Origin of the sequence: Kitasatospora sp. NPDC098663, assembly GCF_044760075.1 — a bacterium.
Lineage (GTDB): Bacteria > Actinomycetota > Actinomycetes > Streptomycetales > Streptomycetaceae > Kitasatospora.
Window position 1 is genome coordinate 17,341 of record NZ_JBIWAP010000012.1, and the last position, 21,119, is coordinate 38,459.

Sequence of the window (21,119 nt, forward strand, 5' to 3'; positions counted from 1 at the left end):
GAACGGCTCAGTGGCGAACGGCTCAGTGGTGAACGGCTCAGTGGTCCAGCACGCCGATCGACTCCCGCAGCGCGCCCGGCACGTCCGCGACGAGCTGGTGCACGCCGTCCCGGACGATCTGCCGGCCGCCGACCACCACGTGCCGCACGTCGGCCGCCGAGGCCGCGAAGACGGCGGTCTCGGCGCCGAGCCGGGGCGGCGGGCCCGCGGTGCGCACCGAGTCCAGGGCGATCACGGTGAAGTCGGCGAGCGCGCCGGCCTCGATCCGCCCCGCCTCCGGCCAGCCGAGCGAGGCGTGCCCGTCCTCGGTGCCGGCCCGCAGCAGGAGGTTGGCCGTCCAGTGCCCGCGGGTGCGGGTGCGCAGCCGCTCGTTCAGCTCCAGGGCGCGGGCCTCCTCGAACGGGTCGATGACGGCGTGGCTGTCGCTGCCCAGGGTGACCGGGCAGCCCGCCGAGGCGAGTCGGCGGGCCGGGCCGATGCCGTCCGCGAGGTCCCGCTCGGTGGTGGGGCACATGCAGATGGTGGTGGAGGTGTCGGTGAGGAGCCGGACGTCCTCGTCGGTGAGGTGGGTGGCGTGCACGGCCGAGGTGCGCGGGCCGAGCACGCCGTGGTCGGCGAGCAGCCGGGTCGGGGTGACGCCGTGCGCGGCGAGGCAGGCGTCGTTCTCGGCGGTCTGCTCGGACAGGTGGACGTGCAGCGGCGCCTCGCGCACCGCCGCCCACTGGGCGACGGTGCCCAGCTGTTCGGCCGGGACGGCCCGCACCGAGTGGACGGCGGCGCCGATCCGGGCGTGCTCGCGGGGTTTGAGCGCGTCCGCCCGCACCGCCCAGGCCTCGGCGTCGCCGTCGCTGAACCGCTGCTGCGGCCTGGTCGGTTCGGCGCCGAAGCCGGCGGACAGGTAGCAGGTGTCGAGCAGGGTGATCCGGATGCCGGCCCGGGCGGCGGCCTCGATCAGCGCCTCGCCCATCGCGTTGGGGTCGTCGTAGCGGGCGCCGCCGGGGGCGTGGTGCAGGTAGTGGAACTCGCCGACGGCGGTCACCCCGGCCAGCGCCATCTCGGCGTAGACGGCGGTGGCGAGCGCCAGGTAGCGGTCCGGGTCGAGCGCCCCGGCGAACCGGTACATGGTGTCGCGCCAGGTCCAGAAGGTGCCGGAGCCGACCTGGACGTGCCCGCGCAGCGCCCGGTGGAAGGCGTGCGAGTGGGCGTTCGCCTGGCCGGGCAGCAGCAGCCCGTCGAGGCGGACGGCCCCGGGCGGGCAGGGCCCGCTGTCCGGGGTCACCGCGGTGATCCGGCCGCCGGGGCCGACGGTGATCAGCACGTCCGGCTCGACCACCGGCCCGTTGTCGTGCGGCAGCCAGGCGTACTGCGCCCAGTACGCCACCGGCTCGGTCCCCGAGGTCAATGGGCTCAGCGACACGCCAGGTCCTCCAGTACGTCGGCGAGGGCGGCGACCCCGGCCAGGCAGTCGGCCTCCTCGGCGTGCTCGGCCGGGGAGTGCGAGACTCCGGTGGGGTTGCGCACGAACAGCATGGCGGTCGGGATTGCGGACGCCAGGATCCCGGCGTCGTGTCCCGCGCCGGTGGGCAGCACCGGGGCGTCGAGCAGCTTGGCGAGCCGGTCGCGCAGCGGGCCGTCGAAGTCCACCACCGGGGTGTAGGACTCGCGGGTCAGCTCGACCCGGACGCCGTCGCGCCCGCCGCGTTCGGCGGCGGCCTGCTCGATCTCCTCGACCAGCGCGGTGAGCGTCGCCTCGTCGGCGGCCCGGGAGTCCAGCCAGCCGCGCACCAGCGAGGCGATCGCGTTGGTGCCGTTGGGCTCGACCGCGACCTTGCCGAAGGTGGCCAGCGCGCCCGCCTGCCGGGCCTTCTTGCGGGCCGCGAGCACGGTGTTGGCGTACGTCAGCATCGGGTCGCGGCGGTCCTCGATCCGGGTGGTGCCGGCGTGGTTGGCCTCGCCGTGGAAGTCGAACCGCCAGCGGCCGTGCGGCCAGATCGCGCTGGCCACGCCGACCGGCCGGTCCTCGGCGAGGTGGCGGCCCTGCTCGACGTGGAGTTCGACGAAGGCACCGATCCGGGCCAGCCGGTCGTCGTCCGCGCCGATCGCGCCCGGGTCGTAGCCGGCCCGCTCCATCGCGTCGGGCAGCCGGACGCCGTCGGCGTCGCGCAGCTCGTACGCGGCCTCGCGGGAGAGCACGCCGGCGGACAGCCGGGAGCCGATGCAGGCCACGCCGAACCGGGCGCCCTCCTCGTCGCCGAAGTTGGTGATCGCCAGTGGGCGGGTGAACTCGGCCCCGCGGCTGCGGAGTTCGTCCAGGGCCGCGAAGGAGGAGACCACGCCGAGCGGGCCGTCGAAGGCGCCGCCGTCCGGGACGGAGTCCAGGTGCGAGCCGGTGACGACCGCCCCGCCCGCGTTCGGATCGCCCAGCCAGGCCCACTGGTTGCCGTTGCGGTCCAGCTCGTAGGCGAGGCCGCGGTCACGGGCCTGCTGCTCGAACCAGGCCCGGCACTCGGCGTCGGCGGAGTTCCAGGCGAAGCGGCGGTAGCCGCCGGAGGCGGCGGAGCGGCCCACGGGGAGCAGCTCCGCCCACATCTCTTCGAACGAGGACGTCACAGCTCACCCATCGGGACGCGGACCCCGCGCTCGGCGGCGACCTCGCCGGCCCGGTCGTAGCCGGCGTCCACGTGCCGGATCACACCCATGCCCGGGTCGTTGGTGAGCACCCGGCGGATCTTCTCGCCGGCCAGCGCGGTGCCGTCGGCGACGGTGACCTGGCCGGCGTGGATCGAGCGGCCGATGCCGACGCCGCCGCCGTGGTGGATGGAGACCCAGGACGCGCCGGAGGCCACGTTGACCATGGCGTTGAGCAGCGGCCAGTCGGCGATCGCGTCCGAGCCGTCCAGCATCGCCTCGGTCTCCCGGTACGGGGAGGCGACCGAGCCGCAGTCGAGGTGGTCGCGGCCGATCACGATCGGCGCGGACAGCTCGCCGGAGGCGACCATGTCGTTGAAGCGCTCGCCGGCCTTGTCGCGCTCGCCGTAGCCGAGCCAGCAGATCCGCGCGGGCAGGCCCTGGAAGTGCACCTTCTCCTGGGCCATCTTGATCCAGCGGTGCAGCGACTCGTTCTCCGGGAAGAGGTCGAGGACGGCCTTGTCGGTCTTGTGGATGTCCTGCGGGTCACCGGACAGCGCCGCCCAGCGGAACGGTCCCTTGCCCTCGCAGAACAGCGGCCGGATGTACGCGGGGACGAACCCGGGGAAGGCGAACGCGCGGTCGTAACCGGCCAGTTGGGCCTCGCCGCGGATCGAGTTGCCGTAGTCGAAGACCTCGGCGCCCGCGTCCTGGAAGCCGACCATCGCCTCGACGTGCCGGGCCATCGACTCGCGGGCCCGCTGGGTGAACTCGGCGGGCTTGGCCGCCGCGTAGTCCGCCATGTCGTCGAAGGCGACGCCCACCGGCAGGTAGGCGAGCGGGTCGTGGGCGCTGGTCTGGTCGGTGACGATGTCGATCGGCGCGTCCATCGCGAGCAGCTGCGGGACCAGCTCGGCGGCGTTGCCCAGCACGCCGATGGACAGCGGCTGCCGCTTGTCGCGGGCGGCGGTGGCCAGCTCCAGCGCGTGCCCGAGGTCCTTGGCCTCGACGTCCAGGTAGCGGTGCTCGATCCGGCGGGCGATCCGGGACGGGTCGCAGTCGATGCAGATCGCCACGCCGCCGTTCATGGTGACGGCCAGCGGCTGGGCGCCGCCCATGCCGCCGAGGCCGGCGGTGAGGGTGATGGTGCCTTCCAGCGTTCCGTTGAACCGCTTGTTGGCGACGGCGGCGAAGGTCTCGTAGGTGCCCTGCAGGATGCCCTGGGTGCCGATGTAGATCCACGAGCCGGCGGTCATCTGCCCGTACATGGTGAGCCCGAGGCTCTCCAGCCGGCGGAACTCCTCCCAGTTGGCCCAGTCGCCGACCAGGTTGGAGTTGGCGATCAGCACCCGCGGCGCCCACTCGTGGGTCTGCATGACGCCGACCGGCCGCCCGGACTGGACCAGCATGGTCTCGTCCTGCTTCAGCCCCTGGAGCGTCTTCACCATCGCGTCGAACGAGCGCCAGTCCCGCGCCGCCTTGCCGGTGCCGCCGTAGACGACCAGCTTCGACGGGTGCTCGGCCACCTCGGGGTCGAGGTTGTTCATCAGCATCCGCAGGGCCGCCTCCTGCTGCCACCCCTGCGTCGTGAGCCCCGTCCCGCGCGCCGCCCTGACCTCACGCGGCCCGCTCGCCTGCTGCACCATGTCCCGGCCTCCCTGCGGATGGATTCATTCAGATTCAGCTCGGCTGAATATATCCAAACAACCAGCTCCCGACCAGACCCCGGACCCATCCGATCAGCCCCGCCGCCGACCGGCTCGGCGCGCTAGCCTGAACCCGGCGAACACCAGCCACTCGGCCCAGCGACGAGAACGGAGAACACGATGACTGCGATCACCGTGCGGCCCGGCAAACTGCGGGATGTGGCGGAGGAGATCGAGCGGAGCACCGGCCTCCGCGTCCAGATCATCGGAGGAACCCTGGTGATGTCCCCCACTCCTCGCGGCAAGCACGCGGGGACGGTCAAGCGCCTGTCCCGCCAACTCGACGGCAACCTCCCGGCCGGTCTCGGCGCCTACGAGGTCTCCTCGATCAACATGCCCGACGACGCCGAGGACTACGCGACACCCGACCTGGTCGTCCTGCCGTCCGACTGGGAGGACGACGACGACTGGCTGGCCGACCCGCACGACGTCGAGCTCGCCGTAGAGGTCATCGCCACCTCCGAGCGGGTCAGCCACATCGCGACCGAAACGAGCTGGTACGCCGTCGCGGGCGTGCCGGTCCTCCTCGCGGTCGACCCCCGCAAGGGTGTCTGGACGCTTCGCACCCACCCCCGCGACGGCGAGTACCAGGGCGTGCTGCACGGCAAGTACGGCGAGCCCGTCCCCCTGCCCGCACCGCTGCCCGCCGAACTGGACACCTCCGCGCTGCCGCTGTACGCACCCCGCGCCTGAGTCACGCCGCGGCGTCGCCGTCCCAGTCGATGCCGATCTCGGCGAGCCAGCGGCGGTCGGCGGCGTCGGGGGTGGGCGGGGTCGGCGGGCGGGGGATGTTCTGGACCGGGCCGAGGCCGTACTTCTCGGCGGCCGCGGCGGCTGCGCGGGCGTCGGGTTCGATGACGCCGACGTGCACGGCGGACTCGTCTCCCGGGTCGAGGACGGTCAGTTCGGGATCGGGCAGGCGCCGCAGGGTGACGCGGCGTCCGCAGGTGGGGCAGGACCATTCGTCGACACCCGAGGCCAGGCGGGCGACGAACTTCATCTCGTGGATCACGCGCATGGGCGGCACCCCCTGCTGTAGGGGATGCCCGGGTTCGTGACGGCTACTCCCCGCCGTGTCTACTCCAAAAACAGGCCACGTGCCGCGGCGGACTGCTCGATGGCCTCCAACCTGGCTTCCGCGCCCGGGAGTTCGTCGCACATGCGCTGCAACAGCACCCGGCCGAGCATCATCGGCGCGCACGCGGTGTCGAAGACCAGCCCGGTGCCGACGGCGGCCGGCAGCATCAGGTCGGAGAGCTTGGCGACCGGCGCGAAGGCGCTGTCGGCGACGGTCAGCACCGTCAGCCCGCACTCGCGGGCCACCACCAGCGCGTCCATCAGCTCCCGCGGGTAGCGCGGCAGCGCGAAGCAGAGCAGCGCGGTGGCCCCGGCCGCGGCGGCCTGTTCCAGCCGGTCGGCGAGCATGCTGCCGCCCTCGTCGAGGAGGCGGATGTCCGGGTGCACCTTGGCGGCGAAGTAGGCGAAGCCGCGCGCCTGCGCGGAGGCGGCCCGCAGGCCGAGCACCGGCAGCGGGCGGGAGGCGGCGAGCAGCCGGGCGGCGCGGGTGATCGGCTCGGGGTCGGCGAGGAGTTCGGCGAGGTGGCGCAGGTGGGCGATCTCGGCGAGCACGGCCTGCTGGTGCTCGTTGCGCACCGCGTCGTCGGGGGTCTCCGGCGCGGCGGGTTCGCCCGCACCGAGTTCGCGCAGCTGTTTGCGCAGTGCCGGGTAGCCGTCGTAGCCGAGGGCGACCGCGAAGCGGGTGACGGAGGGTTGGCTGACGCCGGCGAGTTCGGCGACCTCGACGCTGGAGAGGAACGGCGCCTCGGTGGCGTGCCGGACCAGCGAGTGCGCGATCCGCCGCTGGGTCGGGGTCAGTCGGTGGCCTTCGAACAGCTGGAGCAGCCGGGCGGAGGGGCCGACCGTGCCGGCCTCGTCGGTGGCGGTCATCAGCGGTACCTCCGGATGCGAGCGATTCGGACGACGACTGTGCAGCAGTGCGTCGCGCCTGGCAAAGACGTCTCGTACGGCGGGACGCCGGGCGAGACGGCCCGAGCGGGTGGGAGCTCGGGGTAACCCTGAATTCTCCCTGAACCCGCCCGGATTCCCCCACCGACGGATGGACCGCGCCCCCGGCGCGGGCCCAGGCTGTTTCCATGGACACTCGCCAGGACGACCTGCGGCGCGACCTCGACGCCGCCCTGCATGCTCGCAAGGACCTCGGCAAGGAGTACGAGCCGGAGCTGGTCGACTCGTTCCTGAGCCGTCTGGACGCCCGACTGGACGCCCGGGTCGAGCGCCGGGTGGCCGAGCGGATGGACGACTACGAGCCCGCGCACCGGCGCCGGCCGCACCACCAGGGGCCGGGGCCCGGCCGCTCCGGCAACCGGCTGGCGGTGATCTCGCTGGCCCTCGGCATCCCGCTCACCGCGATCGCGGCCAGCCCGCAGGGCGGCGGCTTCTACGGCCTGCTGGTCAGTTGGGCGGGCATCGTCGGCGTCAACTTCGCCGCCGCGTTCGGCAACCGCCGGGACCGGGACGAGCCGCGGTCCCGGCCCCGGTCCCGGGACGACTGGGACTGAGCCCCGCCGCCCGCACCAGCCGCCCCACCGCCCGCACCGGGCCCGACGGCCCGTCACACCGATCGCACCGATCGCACCGATCGCACCGTGTCAGCCCGGCTCACACCAGCTCAGGCCAGCGGCCCGGTGACCCGCTCCACGGCCCGCACCAGCTCCCCGGAGGCGACCAGCGCGGCGGCCGCCTCCAGGTCCGGCGACAGGAAGCGGTCGCGGCCGGCGCCGCCGACCCCCGCTTCCCGGGCGGCGGCCATGGCGGCCGTGGTGGCCGGGGCCGTCCGGCCCGCGCCGTCGGCCTGCCGGCGGATCTCCAGGGCGCGGGCGGCGGCGGTGAGTTCGACGGCGAGGATCCGGCCGAGGTTGTCGACGGACTGGCGCAGCTTGCGGGCGGCGGACCAGCCCATCGACACGTGGTCCTCCTGCATCGCGGAGGACGGGATCGAGTCGACCGAGGCCGGGACGGCGAGCCGCTTGTTCTCGCTGACCAGCGCCGCCTGGGTGTACTGGGCGATCATCAGGCCGGAGTCCACGCCGGGGTCGTCGGCCAGGAAGGCCGGCAGGCCGTGCGAGCGGGCCTTGTCGAGCAGCCGGTCGGTGCGGCGCTCGGAGATGGAGCCGAGGTCGGCGGCGGCGATGGCGAGGAAGTCCAGCACGTACGCGACCGGGGCGCCGTGGAAGTTGCCGTTGGACTCCACCCGGCCGTCCGGCAGCACCACCGGGTTGTCGACCGAGGCGGCCAGCTCGCGGGAGGCGACCAGCTGGGCGTGGGCGAGGGTGTCCCGGCCGGCGCCGGCCACCTGCGGGGCGCAGCGGATCGAGTAGGCGTCCTGGACCCGCGGCGCGTCGTCCTGGTGGTGGCCGGTGAGGCCGGAGTCCTTGAGGACGGCCAGCATGTTGGCGGCGCTCAGCGCCTGGCCCGGGTGGGGGCGGATCGGGGCGTGCAGTTCGGGGGCGAGCACCTTGTCGGTGCCGAGCAGCGCCTCCAGGGTCATCGCGGCGGTGATGTCGGCGGTGGTGTACAGCCGCTGCAGGTCGGCGATGGCCATCACCAGCATGCCGAGCATGCCGTCGGTGCCGTTGATGAGGGCCAGGCCCTCCTTCTCCAGCAGTTCGACGGGCTCGATGCCGGCGGCGGCGAGCAGTTCGGCGGCGGGCTTCTCCACGCCGTCCGGGCCGGTGGCCACGCCCTCGCCCATCAGGACCAGCGCGCAGTGCGACAGCGGCGCGAGGTCGCCGGAGCAGCCGAGCGAGCCGAACTCCCGGACCACCGGGGTGATGCCCGCGTTGAGCAGGGCGGCCATGGTCTGCGCGACCAGCGGGCTTACGCCGGTCCGGCCGGAGGCCAGCGTCTTCATCCGCAGGAAGACGAGTGCCCGGACGACCTCGCGCTCGACGGCCGGTCCCATCCCGGCCGCGTGCGAGCGCACCAGCGACCGCTGGAGCTGCGCCCGCAGTTCGGGGCTGATGTGCCGGACGGCGAGCGCGCCGAATCCGGTCGACACGCCGTAGACGGGGCGCGGTTCGGCCGCGAGGGCGTCGATCCGTGCCCGCGCCGTCGCCATCTCGGCGAGCGCGTCGGGGCCTATCTCGACCCGGGCGTTCCCCCGGGCGACGGCCAGCACGTCCTCGGCGCTGACGTCGGCCTTGCCGACCTGGACCAGCGGAGCGTCGGGGGCCACAGCACTGTGCATATCCATATACACCATCACATCAGGTGAATGAAGATATGACAACAGGTGGTCGCCATCCGAAACGGCCACGATGGCACACCCGGACCGGCCAGCAGGATTTTCACCCGGGCCGCCCCGTGCCGCACGCTGGTGGCCACGGACACGCACGGAGGTGGCAGGGCGATGACGCGGGCGACGGCACGGCGCCGGGTGGTGCGGCTGCGGGGGGACGAGCGCGGGGTGCGGCCGGACTCGCTGGCGGCGGAGGAACCGCTGGAGATCCGGCTCGGCGGCGAGCCGCTGACCGTCACCATGCGCACCCCCGGGCAGGACTTCGACCTGGTGGCCGGGTTCCTGGTCGGCGAGGGGCTGGTGCACACCTCCGAGGAGCTCGCGGCCCTGCGGTACTGCGCCGGGACGGACGAGTCCGGCGCCAACACCTACAACGTCGTCGACGCCACCCTGCGCGGCGCCGCCCGCGCGCTGCCGCTGTCCGCGCACCGCAACCTGCTCACCACCAGCGCCTGCGGCCTGTGCGGCCGGGACACGGTGGACGCCGTCCGCACCCACGTCCGCCACCCGGTGGGCGAGGACCCGCTCACCGTCCCGCCGTCCCTGCTGTACGGCCTGCCGGAGCGGCTGCGGGCCGCCCAGCGCACCTTCGAGTCCACCGGCGGCCTGCACGCGGCCGGCCTGTTCGACGCCGCCACCGGCGAACTGCTCTGCGCCCGCGAGGACGTCGGACGGCACAACGCCGTGGACAAGGTGGTCGGCTGGGCGCTGCGCGAGGGCAGGCTGCCGCTGACCGGGCATGTCCTGCTGGTCAGCGGCCGGGCCTCGTTCGAGCTGACCCAGAAGGCCGCGCTGGCGGGCGTCCCGCTGCTGGCGGCCGTCTCGGCGCCGTCCTCGCTCGCGGTGGACCTCGCCGAGGAGCTGGGCCTGACCCTGGTCGGCTTCCTGCGCGGGGAGGGCGCGAACGTCTACACCCGGCCGGACCGGATCGCCACGCCCTCCCCCGCCACGCCCTCCCCCGCCACGCCCTCGACGCCGGCGCCCTCCCCCGTCGCGCCGGTCACCCCCTGAGCTCGGCCTCGATCAGGTCCGCCGCGCGGGCGGTGCCGCCCTCGGCCCGGCCGGCGGCGGCCAGCGCCTTCAGCCGCTCGGCCACCGCCGGGTCGCCGACCAGCTCCAGCAGCGCGCCGCGCAGCGCCTCCGGAGTGGCCCGCGCGGTGTCCAGGCGGCGGGCGACGCCGAGCCCCACCAGCGCGTCCGCGTTGGCGAACTGGTCGACGGCCTGCGGCACCGCGATCATCGGCACGCCGTGGTACAGCCCCTCGCTGGAGCCGCCCATGCCCGCGTGGGTGACGAAGGCGTCCGCCTGCGCGAGCACCGACAGCTGCGGCACCCACCGGTGCACCTCGACGGTGTCCGGCACCTCGCCCAGGTCGGCCAGGTCGGTGTGCGCGCCGACCTGGAGCACCGTGTGCCAGCCGGGCAGGCCGCCGAAGGCCTGGACGCAGGCCCGGTAGAACGCGGGCTGGTGGGTGAAGGCCGAGCCGAGCGAGACCAGCAGCACCTTCTCCGCGTGCGCCGGCCGGTGCCACTCACCCTGGTGGGCGCGGTCGCCGAAGCACGGCCCGACGAAGGTGACGCGCCGCTCGTCGACCCGGTCCGCGTTGGGCTGCAGGGCGCGCGGGATCAGGGCGACGGACCGCGCCGGGCGGCCCTTGAAGGCGTCCACGTCGCGCTCCACCGTCTCGGCCTCGGCCAGCCAGTCGGCGAACCGCCGGTAGTGCTCGGCGCCGCCGGGCCCGTTGCGGATCGCCTCGAACACCTCCGCCATGTCCTGCTCGAAGCCCTCCCAGCCGACGTAGGTGGGCGACAGCTGTATCACCGGCACGCCCAGCCGCTCGCCGAGCGCCCGCCCGGCGAAGCCCGCGATGTCGCAGAGCACCAGGTCGGGGCGGTCGCCCGCGAAGGCCTCCAGCAGGACGGGGTACATCGCGAGGGCGTCGTCCAGGAACAGCTCCTGGAGCGCCACCGGGTCCTCCTCCCAGGCGTCCGGGCCGCCGGCGAGCGGCAGCCTCGTCGGGTACGGGACGAAGCGGGCGCCGGTCGACTCGACGGCCCCGGCGAAGGAGGCGTCGTTGACGTAGCTGACCCGGTGGCCCCGGGCGACCAGTTCGGCGATCACGGCGAGGCTGGGGTTGACGTGTCCGTGGGCCGGGATCGAGACCATCAGGATGTGGGCGGGGTGCGCGGAGCGGGTCATGGGGGCCTCCAGGATTCAGAGTGAGACGAGACGATCCGTCTCGCTGACGCCACCCCAGCATGATCGGGGTCCGACACCACGTCAAGACGATACGGTCCGTCTCGCCACTTCGCTTAGAATTTCCGCCATGGCCCACAGAACCGCCCCCGACCCGGCCCGCCGCAGCGAACGCTCCCGCGCCGCCGTCCTCACCGCCGCCGCCGAACTCGTCGCCGAGGTCGGCTTCGGCAAGCTGACCATCGAGGCGATCGCCGCCCGGGCCGGCGTCGGCAAGCAGACCATCTACCGCTGGTGGCCCTCCAAGGGCGCCGTCGTCTTCGACGCCTTCCTCGCCGCCAACGAGCACGAGGGCAGCCTCGCCCTCCCCGACACCGGCGACCTCGCCGCCGACCTGCGGGCCGTCCTGCGCCCCGCCGCCGACGAGCTCACCGACCCCGCCCTCGACCGCACCTACCGCGCCCTCACCGCCGAACTGCTCAACGACCCGGCCCTGTACGCCGACTACCGCACCCGCCTGCTGGACCCGCTCCTCGACGTCACCCGCGAGCGCCTGCGCAGCGCCCGCGAGGCCGGCCGGCTCGCCCCCGACGCGGACCTCGACCTCGCCCTCGAACTCCTCTACGGCCCGCTCCACTACCGCTGGCTCTACCGCCTCGGCCCGCTCGACCACGCCCACGCCGACCGCCTGGTCGAGGCGGTCCTGCGCGCCCTCGGACAGGCCTGACCGCACCGGCCGCTTCGGATCCTCACACCACCGGGGGCGAGGCCGCGCCCGCCAGGGCGACGGCCACCAGGGCGCGCATGGCGAAGGCGGCCTGACCGAACGGCAGGGTGGCGTCGTCGGCGAAGAGTTCGACGAGCCAGCCGCCGGCCGGGTTCTGGCCACCGGCGGCGACCATGCCGCGGTAGCCGGAGACGACCAGCATGGCCTCCTCGGCCGGGTCGTTGCCGGCCGCGCCGGCGCGCAGGGCGAAGGCGCCGCCGCGGACGGCGCGGCGGGTCATCGGGTAGTGGCGCAGGTCGAAGACGGCGTCCGGGGCCTCGATCTGGGCCCGCTGGGTCTCGGCGCGGGTGCTGCTGGGGCCGCTGGTCATCCGGTAGACGGCGTGCTGGGCGGTGCGCATGAGGTGGGAGCCGGGCGGGACGTAGGAGACCCACCAGCCGACGGCGTCGAGCAACCGGGCGGAGGCCTCGGCGACGACGACGAGCTTGCCGAGGGTGTCGGCGGGGTGGACGGCCCGGGCGGCGGCGGCCTGGTCGAGGGCCGCGAGGACGGCGGTGAGCAGCTGGCCCGGGTCCGCGCTGTGCGCGGCGCCCCGGAAGCGCCGCCGGTCGCCCGCCCCGGCCCGGCCCGGCCGGGCGCGTCCGTCGGCCCGGTGGTGCGGGTCCGCGGCGTCGGCGAGCAGCACGGTGGGGTCGGGCGAGAAGCCGGGGCCGTGGCTGCGCCCGGCGACGACGGGGTGGGCGGCCCGGGCGGCCTTGGCCCGGTACTGGGCGGCGTCGGCGAGCCGGAAGAGCCGGTCGGGGGTGGTGACCGGGCCGATGGAGTCGCCGGTGGAGGCGACGCCGCAGGCGACGCCCTCGCCTTCGGACAGGGCCAGGGCCCGGGCGCAGAGCTCCTCGGCGACGGCGACGACCTCGTCGGCCTTCTGCCCCTCGGCCAGCAGGCAGAACTCGTCGCCGCCGAGGCGGGCGGCGAGGCTGCCGGGGAGCTTGGCCGCGGCGACCGAGAGCTGGTGGGCGAACCGTTCGAGCAGCCGGTCGCCCATCTCGTGGCCGAGCTGGTCGTTGACCCGCTTGAGGCCGTTGACGTCGCAGACGACGAGCGAGACCACGGTGTTGTCCCGGTTGTGCGCCCTGAGGGCGCTCTCCAGCCGGGCGTCGACGGCGCGCCGGTTGGCGAGGCCGGTGAGCGGGTCGGAGAAGGCGAGTTTGCGCAGGTCGGCGAGGCGTTCGGTCTGGGCGAGGCCGGCCGAGATCTGGGCCGCGAGCAGGGTCGCGTAGTCGGCGTCGGCGGCGACGAACCCGGGTTTCCCGACGCTGCGGGCCAGGTACAGCTCGCCCCACGCCTGCCCGTGCAGGACGATCGGGGCGACCACGCAGCAGGCGCGGCCGCGCCGGCGCAGCGCCGCGGCGCGTTCCTGGCAGTACGCGCCGGCGGTGGGGTGGGCGTGCCCGGCGTGCGGTTCGGCGTTCTCCGCGGTCTGCAGCCAGGCCCGGGGGAGGCGCCCGGTGGTCCAGCGCTCCTCCAGATAGGTGACGATCTCGGGGAAGTCGGCGACGGGGTAGGACTCGTCCTCGGGCAGTTCCTCCTCGCCGGGCGCGAGCTCCCCGTGGTTGACCAGGACCCGGAGCCGGCCGGATTCGCGGTCCCAGACGGAGACGGCCGCCATGGTGGCCCCGAGCGCCTCGGTGGCGCGGGCGGCGGCGGCCCGGACGGCCTCCAGCGGGGTGAGCGCGCGGGCCATGTCCTGGGCCAGCTCGACCACGGACTGCAGCCGCAGGTCGGGCAGTTGACCGGACGGCCGCGGGCCGCCGCAGTCGCAGTCGCAGCCGCGGTCCGTCATGATCGCCTCACTGCTCACCGGCTCGCCTCGCTCCCTGTGCTCGGTCCTGCCGGACCCCCGACGGCGGCCGCACCCACCCGGCCGCTTTCACCAAGACTATGGCGGTTTCGTTCGGTTATGCCCCGTTTGCCGGGACGGACCCGCAACCGGCCGTACGGGTTTCAACCGTTCGGCACCCCAAGCATCGGGACCGGCTCCGGGCCACGTCCTGGAAAGGGCAGGGGAAGGCCGGAAAGGCCCGGGAAAAGCCGGGAAGGGCGCAGGAGAGGACCGGGACGGGTCCGGAAGGGACCGGGACGGGCCCGGGAGAGGCGCGAAAAGGGCCCGGGAGAGGCGCGAGAAGGGCCCGGGAGGGGCGGCGGCGGAGCCTACTCCGGCTTCAGCCGCCGCGACAGCAGCCACGGCTCGACCAGCCCGAGCCCGCGCACCGGCCGGCGCCACATCGGCTGCAGGTGGAACCGGTGCCCGGCGTCCAGCCCCGGCACCGGCAGGCCCGAGGCGGGCATCCCGGCGGCGGCCGACAGCGCCTCGGCGAGGCCGGGGCCGTCCGCGTCCGGCGGGGCCACGCTGCCGTACTGCTCCAGCGCGGCGGCGAACTCGCCGTCGATCAGCACCGCGTCCTTGGGCGCGATCGAGGTGAGCCGACTGGCCAGGTTGACGGTGGTGCCGAAGACGTCGCCCATCCGCGAGGTGACCGTGCCGAAGGCCATGCCGACCCGCAGCGCGGGGATGGTCTCGTCCTCGGCGAGGGCCTCGATCAGGCTGAGCGCGATCTCGGCGGCGGTGACCGGGTCCTCGGAGACGTAGAGGATCTCGTCGCCGAGGGTCTTGATGACCCGGCCGCCCTGCCCGGCGATCAGGTCCGAACAGGTGTTCTCGAAGGTCTCGACGAGTTCGCCGAGCTCCTCCTCCTCCAGCCGCCGCGACAGCCGGGTGAAGCCGACCAGGTCGGCGAAGCCCACCGCGAGGCGCCCGCTGGTGATCTCGTTGTCCTCGGCGGCCTGGACCACCCGGCCGGTGACGGCGGCGAGCTGGCGGCGCCAGACGTACACCAGGAACTGCTCCAGCTCCGGCAGCAGCAGCTCGACCAGCGGGTAGGCGACGTCGGCGCGGGTCAGGCCGGGCTCGACGGCCTGGGTGAGGTTCTCCAGGAAGGTGTCCATCTGCCAGCCGGCCAGCCGGGCGGTGGTCTGGCCGGTGGAGCGGGCCACCTGGATCGCCATCGACTCGCTGAGCAGGCCGGACTCGACCAGGCCGGCGAGCCGGCGCAGGGCGATCACGTCGCCGTCGGTGAGGGCCCGGGACTGGCCGATGTCGGGGAAGCCCATGGCCCGCCAGAAGCGGGTCGCCAGCTCCATCGGGACGTCGGCGGCCCGCGCGGCCTGGTACGGGGTGTAGCGGCGTGGCGCGTCCAGGATCAGGCGTTCCAGTTCGAGCGCGACCGTGGGGTCGTGGGCCCCCGATGCCGCGCCGCTGCTGCCGTCCTCTGCCACCGGTCCGTCCCCGTGCGGTCGCCGCACTCGCCTCGTGTCCTGCCTGTCCGGGCGCGCCCGCCACCCGGCGGGCAGTGGCGCGCCTCACACCGCTGCCAGGTGGAATGTTCGCACGGAATCGCGCGATCCGGGGCATCAGCCCGGGTCAAGGAGAGGTGAAGAGTGCCGTTCAGCGGGGCTCGGGGCGCACGTGGACGACGTCCCCCGCGCCGACCGCCCGGCGTGCGCCGTCGGGGGTGCGGACCACCAGGCGGCCGTCGCCGTCGATCGCCACCGCCTCGCCGACCAGCTCCCGGTCGCCCGGCAGGTGCACCTTCACCTGGCGGCCGAGCGTGGTGCAGCGGTCCGCGTAGGCGCGGAGCAGCTCGCTGGTGTGCGGGTCGCCGGCGGCGGCCGTCCAGGTGCGGTACAGCCCGGCGAACTCGCGTAGCAGGGCGCGCAGCAGGGTGGACCGGTCGGTGACCTCGGCGCCGGCCAGCGCGAGCGAGGCGGCGGTGGGGACGGGCAGTTCGGACTCGCGCAGCGAGACGTTGATGCCGAGGCCGGCGACCACGGCGCCGCCGCTCAGCTCGGTGAGGATGCCGCCGAGCTTGCGCTCGGCGCCGTCGATCTCCACCTGGAGGTCGTTGGGCCACTTCAGCCCGACCTCGACCCCGGCGATCCGGCTCAGCGTGCTGGCGGTGGCCACCCCGACCAGGATCGGCAGCCAGCCGTAGCGTTCGACCGGCACCTCCTCGGGGCGCAGCAGGACGGACAGGAACAGCCCGGAGCGGGCCGGGGCGCTCCACTGGCGCTCCAGCCGGCCGCGCCCGGCGTTCTGCAGCTCGGCGACCAGCACCGCGCCCTGCGGGGCGCCGGCCCGGGCGCGGGCGGCGAGGTCGTTGTTGGTGGAGCCGGTCGCGGCGACGACGTCCACCGAGGTCCAGAGCCCGTCCGGGACGAGCAGGTCGCGGCGCAGTGCCGCCTCGTCCAGCGGCGGGCGGTCCAGGTCGGTCCACGGCGACGGCCCGGCGTGGCCGAAACCGCGTAGTCCACTGCGGCGGGGGGAGTCGGGTGCGGTCATGGTCCAGAACACTAGAACGTGTCCGGCCGCGTGGGGCGTAGGCCGCCCCATCGTCCCGCAGAACGAGCGTGGACACACTGTGTTGATGGCCATAACGCCAGGACATGACGTCCGGGCCCGTGCGCTGGCTACGCTACCCAACGGTAGTTCGCAGCGCCGCCCTGCCCTCATGCGCGGGCCCCCACCCCGGCCCGCGCGCACTCGAACAGGTCGCGGCCCATCGATCAGGGAGAGCCACCGGATGACCGAGGCGCCGTACGACCCCCACACCACCGCCGGCAAGCTCGCCGACCTGCGGCGCAGGCTCGACGAGGCGGTGCACTCCGGCTCCGCCGCGGCCGTGGAGAAGCAGCACGCCAAGGGCAAGCTGACGGCCCGCGAGCGGGTCGCGGAGCTGCTGGACGAGGACTCCTTCGTCGAGTTCGACGAGTTCGCCCGGCACCGCTCGACGAACTTCGGGCAGGAGCGGAACCGCCCGTACGGCGACGGCGTGGTGACCGGCTACGGCACCGTGGACGGCCGCCAGGTCGCCGTCTTCGCCCAGGACTTCACCGTGTTCGGCGGCTCCCTGGGCGAGGTGTTCGGCGAGAAGATCGTCAAGGTGATGGACTTCGCGCTGAAGACCGGCTGCCCGGTCATCGGCATCAACGACTCCGGCGGCGCCCGGATCCAGGAGGGCGTGGTCTCGCTCGGCCTGTACGGCGAGATCTTCCGCCGCAACGTGCACGCCTCGGGCGTGATCCCGCAGATCTCGCTGATCATGGGCCCCTGCGCGGGCGGCGCGGTGTACTCCCCCGCGATCACCGACTTCGTGGTGATGGCCGACCGGACCTCGCACATGTTCATCACCGGCCCGGACGTGATCAAGACCGTGACCGGCGAGGACGTCGGCATGGAGGAGCTGGGCGGCGCCCGCACCCACAACAGCAAGTCCGGCAACGCGCACTACCTGGCCACCGACGAGAAGGAGGCCGTCGAGTACGTCAAGAGCCTGCTCTCGTACCTGCCCTCCAACAACCTGTCGGACCCGCCGTCCTACCCCGAGCAGGCGGACCTCACCGTCACCGACGAGGACCTCGAACTCGACGCCATCGTGCCGGACTCGGCGAACCAGCCGTACGACATGCGCAAGGTGATCGAGCACATCGTCGACGACGGCGAGTTCCTGGAGACCCAGCCGCTGTACGCGGGCAACATCATCACCGGCTTCGGCCGGGTCGAGGGCCAGTCCGTCGGCATCGTCGGCAACCAGCCGATGGACCTGGCCGGCTGCCTGGACATCAACGCCAGCGAGAAGGCCGCCCGCTTCATCCGGACCTGCGACTCCTTCAACATCCCGGTGCTGACCTTCGTCGACGTGCCCGGCTTCCTGCCCGGCACCGAGCAGGAGTGGGACGGCATCATCCGCCGCGGCGCCAAGCTGATCTACGCCTACGCCGAGGCGACCGTCCCGCTGATCACCGTGATCACCCGCAAGGCCTTCGGCGGCGCGTACGACGTCATGGGCTCCAAGCACCTGGGCGCCGACCTCAACCTGGCCTGGCCGACCGCGCAGATCGCGGTGATGGGCGCGCAGGGCGCGGTCAACATCCTGCACCGGCGGGAGATCGCCGAGGCCGGGGCGGCGGGCGGTGCCGAGCAGAAGCGGGCCGAGCTGATCGCCTCGTACGAGGACACCCTGCTGAACCCGTACCTGGCGGCCGAGCGCGGCTACGTGGACGCGGTGATCCCGCCGAGCGAGACCCGCCGGCACATCGTCCGGGGTCTGCGGGCGCTGCGCGGCAAGCGCGAGGTGCTGCCGCCGAAGAAGCACGGCAACATCCCCCTGTAGGCCCCCGTCGGGAGAGAATTGAGCCATGGCCCCGATCCACGTGCTGCACGGGCAGCCGACCCCCGAGGAGCTCGCCGCCGTCCTGGCGGTGGTCCAGGCCCGGGCCGCCGCCGCGCAGGCCGCCGCCGAGGCGGCGCGCCGGGCCGGTGCCGGCCCGGCCGCCCCCTGGAACGACCGCTCCCGCCTGTTCCGCCAGGCCGTCCACCCGGGCGTCAACGCCTGGCGGACGTCCGGCTGGGCGAGCTGATCCGCCGGGTGCGGAGCGGGAAGTCGGCCCGTCCGACTTCCCGCTCCGCACCCGTTCGGGCCCGTCCGCCCGGATTGCCCGAAAGCTGAGTACGGATACTCAGGCGCCCGGGGCCGGGCGCGGCGCACCCTGGACGTGTGCTCTGGTCAGACCCCCGCGACGAGCCCTCCCCGGAGGCCCGCCGGATGATGGAGCGGCTGCACCGGGCCGGCCGGGTGCTCGCCGCCCTCGCGATGGTGGCCGCCGTCCTCCTGCTGCTGTGACCGCCGTCAGCCGACCGCCGCGACCGCCGTTCACCCGAACGGCGGACACCGGGACCCCCTACCCTGAGGGGCATGACCGACCAGCGCATCCTCGTCCTCGCCTCCGCCTCCCCCGCCCGCCTCGGACTGCTGCGCCAGGCGGGCCTCGACCCGCGCGTGGTGGTCAGCGGCGTCGACGAGGACGCGATCAGCGCCGCCACCCCGGCCGAACTCGCCCTGGTGCTGGCCGAGGCCAAGGCGAAGGCGGTCGCCGCCGCACTGACCGGCGGCGAGCTGGTGATCGGCTGCGACTCCGTCCTGGAGCTGGACGGCCAGGCCCTCGGCAAGCCCGCCGACGCCACCGAGGCGCTCGCCCGCTGGCAGTCGATGCGCGGCCGCGCCGGGGTGCTGCGCACCGGTCACTGCGTGATCGACACCGCGACCGGCCGGCAGTCCTCGGCGACCGCGTCCACCACCGTCCGCTTCGGCACCCCGGACGACGCCGAGATCGCCGCCTACGTGGCCTCCGGCGAGCCCCTGCACGTCGCCGGGGCGTTCACCCTGGACGGGCGCTCGGCGCCGTTCATCGAGGGCATCGACGGCGACCCCGGCAACGTCATCGGCCTCTCGCTGCCGCTGCTGCGCGCCCTGCTCGCCGACCTGGACGTCCGGCTGGTCGACCTCTGGGCCTGACGGCCGGGCCCGCGGGACCGCGGCGACCCGCCGCCCGTTCCACCGTCGTTCGAGCCGGCCGCGCGAGAGTGTGTCCGATGCCACCGGGGCCCCGGACAGCACCCGGTCACCCGCTGTGGATCCGGCCGGTTCGACCGCACCGGCCGCGACCTGCGGCGTCACCGGACGGGCGGTCGACGGGCCCTCGAAACTCATCACCGTCCGTGTGGGATAGTTCACAACCTGGGGCTACTCGCCGGTACCGCCCAGGAATCCATAAACTCGACCAGGTTCAAGAAGGGAGCCACAGTGCGCAAGGTGCTCATCGCCAACCGCGGGGAAATCGCCGTCCGCGTCGCCCGGGCCTGCTCGGACGCCGGTATCGCCAGCGTCGCCGTCTACGCCGAGCCGGACCGGGATGCGCTGCACGTCCGCGCGGCCGACGAGGCTTACGCGCTGGGTGGAGACACCCCCGGCACCAGTTACCTGGACATCGCCAAGGTCCTGAAGGCCGCAGCGGACTCCGGGGCCGACGCCATCCACCCCGGCTACGGGTTCCTGTCGGAGAACGCCGACTTCGCCCAGGCCGTCCTCGACGCGGGCCTGACCTGGATCGGCCCGCCCCCGCAGGCCATCCGCGACCTCGGTGACAAGGTCACCGCCCGGCACGTGGCGCAGCGCGCCGGCGCGCCGCTGGTCGCCGGCACCCCGGACCCGGTCTCGGGTGCCGACGAGGTGGTCGTGTTCGCCCGGGAGCACGGCCTTCCGGTCGCCATCAAGGCGGCCTTCGGCGGCGGCGGCCGCGGCCTCAAGGTCGCCCGCACGCTGGAGGAGATCCCGGAGCTGTACGAGTCCGCGGTGCGCGAGGCCGTCGCCGCCTTCGGCCGCGGCGAGTGCTTCGTCGAGCGCTACCTGGACAACCCGCGGCACGTGGAGACCCAGTGCCTCGCGGACAAGCACGGCAACGTGGTGGTCGTCTCCACCCGTGACTGCTCGCTGCAGCGCCGGCACCAGAAGCTGGTCGAGGAGGCGCCCGCGCCGTTCCTGACCGCCGAGCAGAACGCCGAGCTGTACCGGGCGTCCAAGGCCATCCTGAAGGAGGCCGGCTACGAGGGCGCCGGGACCTGCGAGTTCCTGGTGGCGCTGGACGGCACGATCTCCTTCCTGGAGGTCAACACCCGGCTGCAGGTCGAGCACCCGGTCACCGAGGAGGTCACCGGACTCGACCTGGTCCGCGAGATGTTCCGGATCGCCGACGGCGAGGAACTGGGCTACGGCGACCCCGAGGTGCGCGGCCACTCGTTCGAGTTCCGCATCAACGGCGAGGACCCGGGCCGGGGCTTCCTGCCCGCGCCCGGCACCGTGACGCTGTTCGCGCCGCCGTCCGGCCCGGGCGTCCGGCTGGACTCCGGCGTGGAGAGCGGCTCGGTCATCGGCCCGGCCTGGGACTCCCTGCTGGCCAAGCTGGTCGTCTCCGGCCGGGACCGCAAGCAGGCCCTGGAGCGGGCCCGCCGCGCGCTGAACGAGTTCAAGGTGGAGGGCATGGCCACCGCCATCCCGTTCCACCAGGCGGTCGTCACCGACCCGGCGTTCGCGCCCGAGGTGCACGGCGGCGAGGGCCCGTTCACGATCTACACCCGGTGGATCGAGACCGAGTTCGACAACACCATCCCGCCGTTCGCGGGCGCGGCCGGCGACGGCGAGGAGGCCGAGGGCCGCGAGACCGTCGTGGTCGAGGTCGGCGGCAAGCGGATCGAGGTCTCGCTGCCGTCCTCGCTGGGCGTCTCGGCGGCCCCGGCGGCCGGTGCCGCGGGTGCCGCGAAGGCCAAGCGCCGGGTGGGCGCCAAGAAGGCCGGTTCGGCCGTCAGCGGTGACACCCTGGCCTCGCCGATGCAGGGCACCATCGTCAAGGTCGCCGTCGAGGAGGGCCAGGTCGTCGCCGAGGGCGAGCTGATCGTGGTCCTGGAGGCGATGAAGATGGAGCAGCCGCTGAACGCGCACAAGGCGGGCACCGTCGTCGGCCTCAAGGCCGAGGTGGGCGCGAGCGTCAGCAGCGGCGCCGCGCTGTGCGAGATCAAGGACTGACGCGCTCCCTGGAGCACCGGCCGGCCCGTACCCCCTCGGGGGTGCGGGCCGGCCGCGTTCGCGCGGC

General features: G+C 74.1%; 18 protein-coding genes and 1 pseudogene. 9 read left to right on the forward strand and 10 right to left on the reverse strand.

From position 1 onward, the window contains the following. Positions 1-37: 37 nt before the first annotated feature. From ACIQVZ_RS15375 to hutU, 3 genes are read right to left on the reverse strand one after another with little or no spacing between them, the layout of a single operon-like run. A complete protein-coding gene (locus ACIQVZ_RS15375; protein ID WP_402450332.1) occupies positions 38-1,417 on the reverse strand; it encodes a formimidoylglutamate deiminase in 1,380 nt (459 codons plus the stop codon). Beyond that, entirely contained in the window at positions 1,408-2,589 is a 1,182-nt protein-coding gene (locus ACIQVZ_RS15380) for an allantoate amidohydrolase (RefSeq protein ID WP_402450501.1), read from the reverse strand. Before ACIQVZ_RS15380 ends, ACIQVZ_RS15375 begins: the two co-directional genes overlap by 10 nt. A 17-nt stretch (positions 2,590-2,606) precedes the next feature. Continuing rightward, a complete protein-coding gene (hutU, locus tag ACIQVZ_RS15385) occupies positions 2,607-4,274 on the reverse strand; it encodes a urocanate hydratase (RefSeq protein ID WP_402450335.1) in 1,668 nt (555 codons plus the stop codon). Between the two features lie 180 nt (positions 4,275-4,454). Here hutU and ACIQVZ_RS15390 point away from each other — a divergent pair, with 180 nt between their 5' ends. Further along, positions 4,455-5,027 carry a Uma2 family endonuclease gene (locus ACIQVZ_RS15390; RefSeq protein ID WP_402450338.1) on the forward strand — a complete coding sequence of 191 codons (573 nt, stop codon included), beginning with the start codon at positions 4,455-4,457 and terminating at the stop codon, positions 5,025-5,027. Position 5,028: 1 nt separating this feature from the next. Here ACIQVZ_RS15390 and ACIQVZ_RS15395 read toward each other — a convergent pair whose 3' ends face one another. Continuing rightward, a complete protein-coding gene (locus ACIQVZ_RS15395; protein WP_063349091.1) occupies positions 5,029-5,352 on the reverse strand; it encodes a hypothetical protein in 324 nt (107 codons plus the stop codon). Between the two features lie 59 nt (positions 5,353-5,411). Beyond that, positions 5,412-6,281 (reverse strand): MurR/RpiR family transcriptional regulator, encoded by an 870-nt coding sequence (locus tag ACIQVZ_RS15400; RefSeq protein WP_350877337.1) that lies wholly within the window; start codon positions 6,279-6,281, stop codon positions 5,412-5,414. A 206-nt stretch (positions 6,282-6,487) separates the two neighbouring features. Here ACIQVZ_RS15400 and ACIQVZ_RS15405 point away from each other — a divergent pair, with 206 nt between their 5' ends. Next, positions 6,488-6,913: a hypothetical protein gene (locus ACIQVZ_RS15405; RefSeq protein WP_402450341.1), complete on the forward strand. Its 426-nt coding sequence runs from the start codon at positions 6,488-6,490 to the stop codon at positions 6,911-6,913. A 110-nt stretch (positions 6,914-7,023) separates the two neighbouring features. Here the strand turns inward: ACIQVZ_RS15405 and hutH are convergent, their stop codons facing one another. Then, positions 7,024-8,607, reverse strand: coding sequence for a histidine ammonia-lyase (gene hutH / locus ACIQVZ_RS15410; RefSeq protein ID WP_402450343.1), 1,584 nt, complete (start codon positions 8,605-8,607; stop codon positions 7,024-7,026). A gap of 156 nt (positions 8,608-8,763) precedes the next feature. Here hutH and fdhD point away from each other — a divergent pair, with 156 nt between their 5' ends. Continuing rightward, positions 8,764-9,663 (forward strand): formate dehydrogenase accessory sulfurtransferase FdhD, encoded by a 900-nt coding sequence (fdhD, locus tag ACIQVZ_RS15415; RefSeq protein WP_402450346.1) that lies wholly within the window; start codon positions 8,764-8,766, stop codon positions 9,661-9,663. On the opposite strand, the gene ACIQVZ_RS15420 is transcribed toward fdhD, so the two are convergent. Continuing rightward, positions 9,653-10,852, reverse strand: a complete 1,200-nt coding sequence (locus ACIQVZ_RS15420) for a macrolide family glycosyltransferase (protein ID WP_402450349.1) — start codon at positions 10,850-10,852, stop codon at positions 9,653-9,655. The two genes, fdhD and ACIQVZ_RS15420, sit on opposite strands and share 11 nt — an antisense overlap. A 127-nt stretch (positions 10,853-10,979) precedes the next feature. Between ACIQVZ_RS15420 and ACIQVZ_RS15425 the strand changes: the two genes are divergently transcribed. Further along, on the forward strand, positions 10,980-11,576 hold the full coding sequence (locus ACIQVZ_RS15425; protein ID WP_350877325.1) for a TetR/AcrR family transcriptional regulator: 597 nt from the start codon (positions 10,980-10,982) through the stop codon (positions 11,574-11,576). Between the two features lie 610 nt (positions 11,577-12,186). On the opposite strand, the pseudogene ACIQVZ_RS15430 reads toward ACIQVZ_RS15425, so the two are convergent. From ACIQVZ_RS15430 to ACIQVZ_RS15440, 3 genes and pseudogenes are all read right to left on the reverse strand, one after another. Next, positions 12,187-13,320 (reverse strand): annotated as a pseudogene (locus ACIQVZ_RS15430) (diguanylate cyclase domain-containing protein); the annotation flags it as partial. A 467-nt stretch (positions 13,321-13,787) separates the two neighbouring features. Continuing rightward, entirely contained in the window at positions 13,788-14,912 is a 1,125-nt protein-coding gene (locus ACIQVZ_RS15435) for an adenylate/guanylate cyclase domain-containing protein (protein ID WP_350877323.1), read from the reverse strand. A 169-nt stretch (positions 14,913-15,081) separates the two neighbouring features. Then, on the reverse strand, positions 15,082-15,975 hold the full coding sequence (locus tag ACIQVZ_RS15440) for a biotin--[acetyl-CoA-carboxylase] ligase (protein ID WP_350877321.1): 894 nt from the start codon (positions 15,973-15,975) through the stop codon (positions 15,082-15,084). Positions 15,976-16,216: 241 nt separating this feature from the next. Between ACIQVZ_RS15440 and ACIQVZ_RS15445 the strand changes: the two genes are divergently transcribed. The 5 genes from ACIQVZ_RS15445 to ACIQVZ_RS15465 all read left to right on the forward strand — a co-directional run bounded on the left by ACIQVZ_RS15445 (position 16,217) and on the right by ACIQVZ_RS15465 (position 21,052). Beyond that, positions 16,217-17,806, forward strand: a complete 1,590-nt coding sequence (locus ACIQVZ_RS15445; protein WP_350877319.1) for an acyl-CoA carboxylase subunit beta — start codon at positions 16,217-16,219, stop codon at positions 17,804-17,806. A gap of 25 nt (positions 17,807-17,831) precedes the next feature. Continuing rightward, positions 17,832-18,053: an acyl-CoA carboxylase epsilon subunit gene (locus tag ACIQVZ_RS15450; protein ID WP_350877317.1), complete on the forward strand. Its 222-nt coding sequence runs from the start codon at positions 17,832-17,834 to the stop codon at positions 18,051-18,053. 137 nt (positions 18,054-18,190) lie between these two features. Continuing rightward, a complete protein-coding gene (gene mmpB, locus ACIQVZ_RS15455) occupies positions 18,191-18,316 on the forward strand; it encodes a morphogenic membrane protein MmpB (protein ID WP_279634918.1) in 126 nt (41 codons plus the stop codon). 72 nt (positions 18,317-18,388) lie between these two features. Continuing rightward, a complete protein-coding gene (locus ACIQVZ_RS15460; protein WP_350877314.1) occupies positions 18,389-18,988 on the forward strand; it encodes a nucleoside triphosphate pyrophosphatase in 600 nt (199 codons plus the stop codon). Between the two features lie 288 nt (positions 18,989-19,276). Beyond that, entirely contained in the window at positions 19,277-21,052 is a 1,776-nt protein-coding gene (locus ACIQVZ_RS15465) for a biotin carboxylase N-terminal domain-containing protein (RefSeq protein ID WP_350877312.1), read from the forward strand. Positions 21,053-21,119 lie beyond the last annotated feature (67 nt).

Bases quoted from the DNA above. Each gene is read 5' to 3' on its own strand.
- hutH (WP_402450343.1), bottom strand. From the start codon at position 8,607: ATGGATATGCACAGTGCTGTGGCCCCCGACGCTCCGCTGGTCCAGGTC.
- ACIQVZ_RS15395 (WP_063349091.1), bottom strand. From the start codon at position 5,352: ATGCGCGTGATCCACGAGATGAAGTTCGTCGCCCGCCTGGCCTCGGGT.
- ACIQVZ_RS15390 (WP_402450338.1), top strand. From the start codon at position 4,455: ATGACTGCGATCACCGTGCGGCCCGGCAAACTGCGGGATGTGGCGGAG.
- ACIQVZ_RS15425 (WP_350877325.1), top strand. From the start codon at position 10,980: ATGGCCCACAGAACCGCCCCCGACCCGGCCCGCCGCAGCGAACGCTCC.
- fdhD (WP_402450346.1), top strand. From the start codon at position 8,764: ATGACGCGGGCGACGGCACGGCGCCGGGTGGTGCGGCTGCGGGGGGAC.
- ACIQVZ_RS15460 (WP_350877314.1), top strand. From the start codon at position 18,389: ATGACCGACCAGCGCATCCTCGTCCTCGCCTCCGCCTCCCCCGCCCGC.
- ACIQVZ_RS15420 (WP_402450349.1), bottom strand. From the start codon at position 10,852: ATGACCCGCTCCGCGCACCCCGCCCACATCCTGATGGTCTCGATCCCG.
- hutU (WP_402450335.1), bottom strand. From the start codon at position 4,274: ATGGTGCAGCAGGCGAGCGGGCCGCGTGAGGTCAGGGCGGCGCGCGGG.
- ACIQVZ_RS15445 (WP_350877319.1), top strand. From the start codon at position 16,217: ATGACCGAGGCGCCGTACGACCCCCACACCACCGCCGGCAAGCTCGCC.
- ACIQVZ_RS15440 (WP_350877321.1), bottom strand. From the start codon at position 15,975: ATGACCGCACCCGACTCCCCCCGCCGCAGTGGACTACGCGGTTTCGGC.
- ACIQVZ_RS15380 (WP_402450501.1), bottom strand. From the start codon at position 2,589: ATGTGGGCGGAGCTGCTCCCCGTGGGCCGCTCCGCCGCCTCCGGCGGC.
- ACIQVZ_RS15450 (WP_350877317.1), top strand. From the start codon at position 17,832: ATGGCCCCGATCCACGTGCTGCACGGGCAGCCGACCCCCGAGGAGCTC.
- ACIQVZ_RS15405 (WP_402450341.1), top strand. From the start codon at position 6,488: ATGGACACTCGCCAGGACGACCTGCGGCGCGACCTCGACGCCGCCCTG.
- ACIQVZ_RS15400 (WP_350877337.1), bottom strand. From the start codon at position 6,281: ATGACCGCCACCGACGAGGCCGGCACGGTCGGCCCCTCCGCCCGGCTG.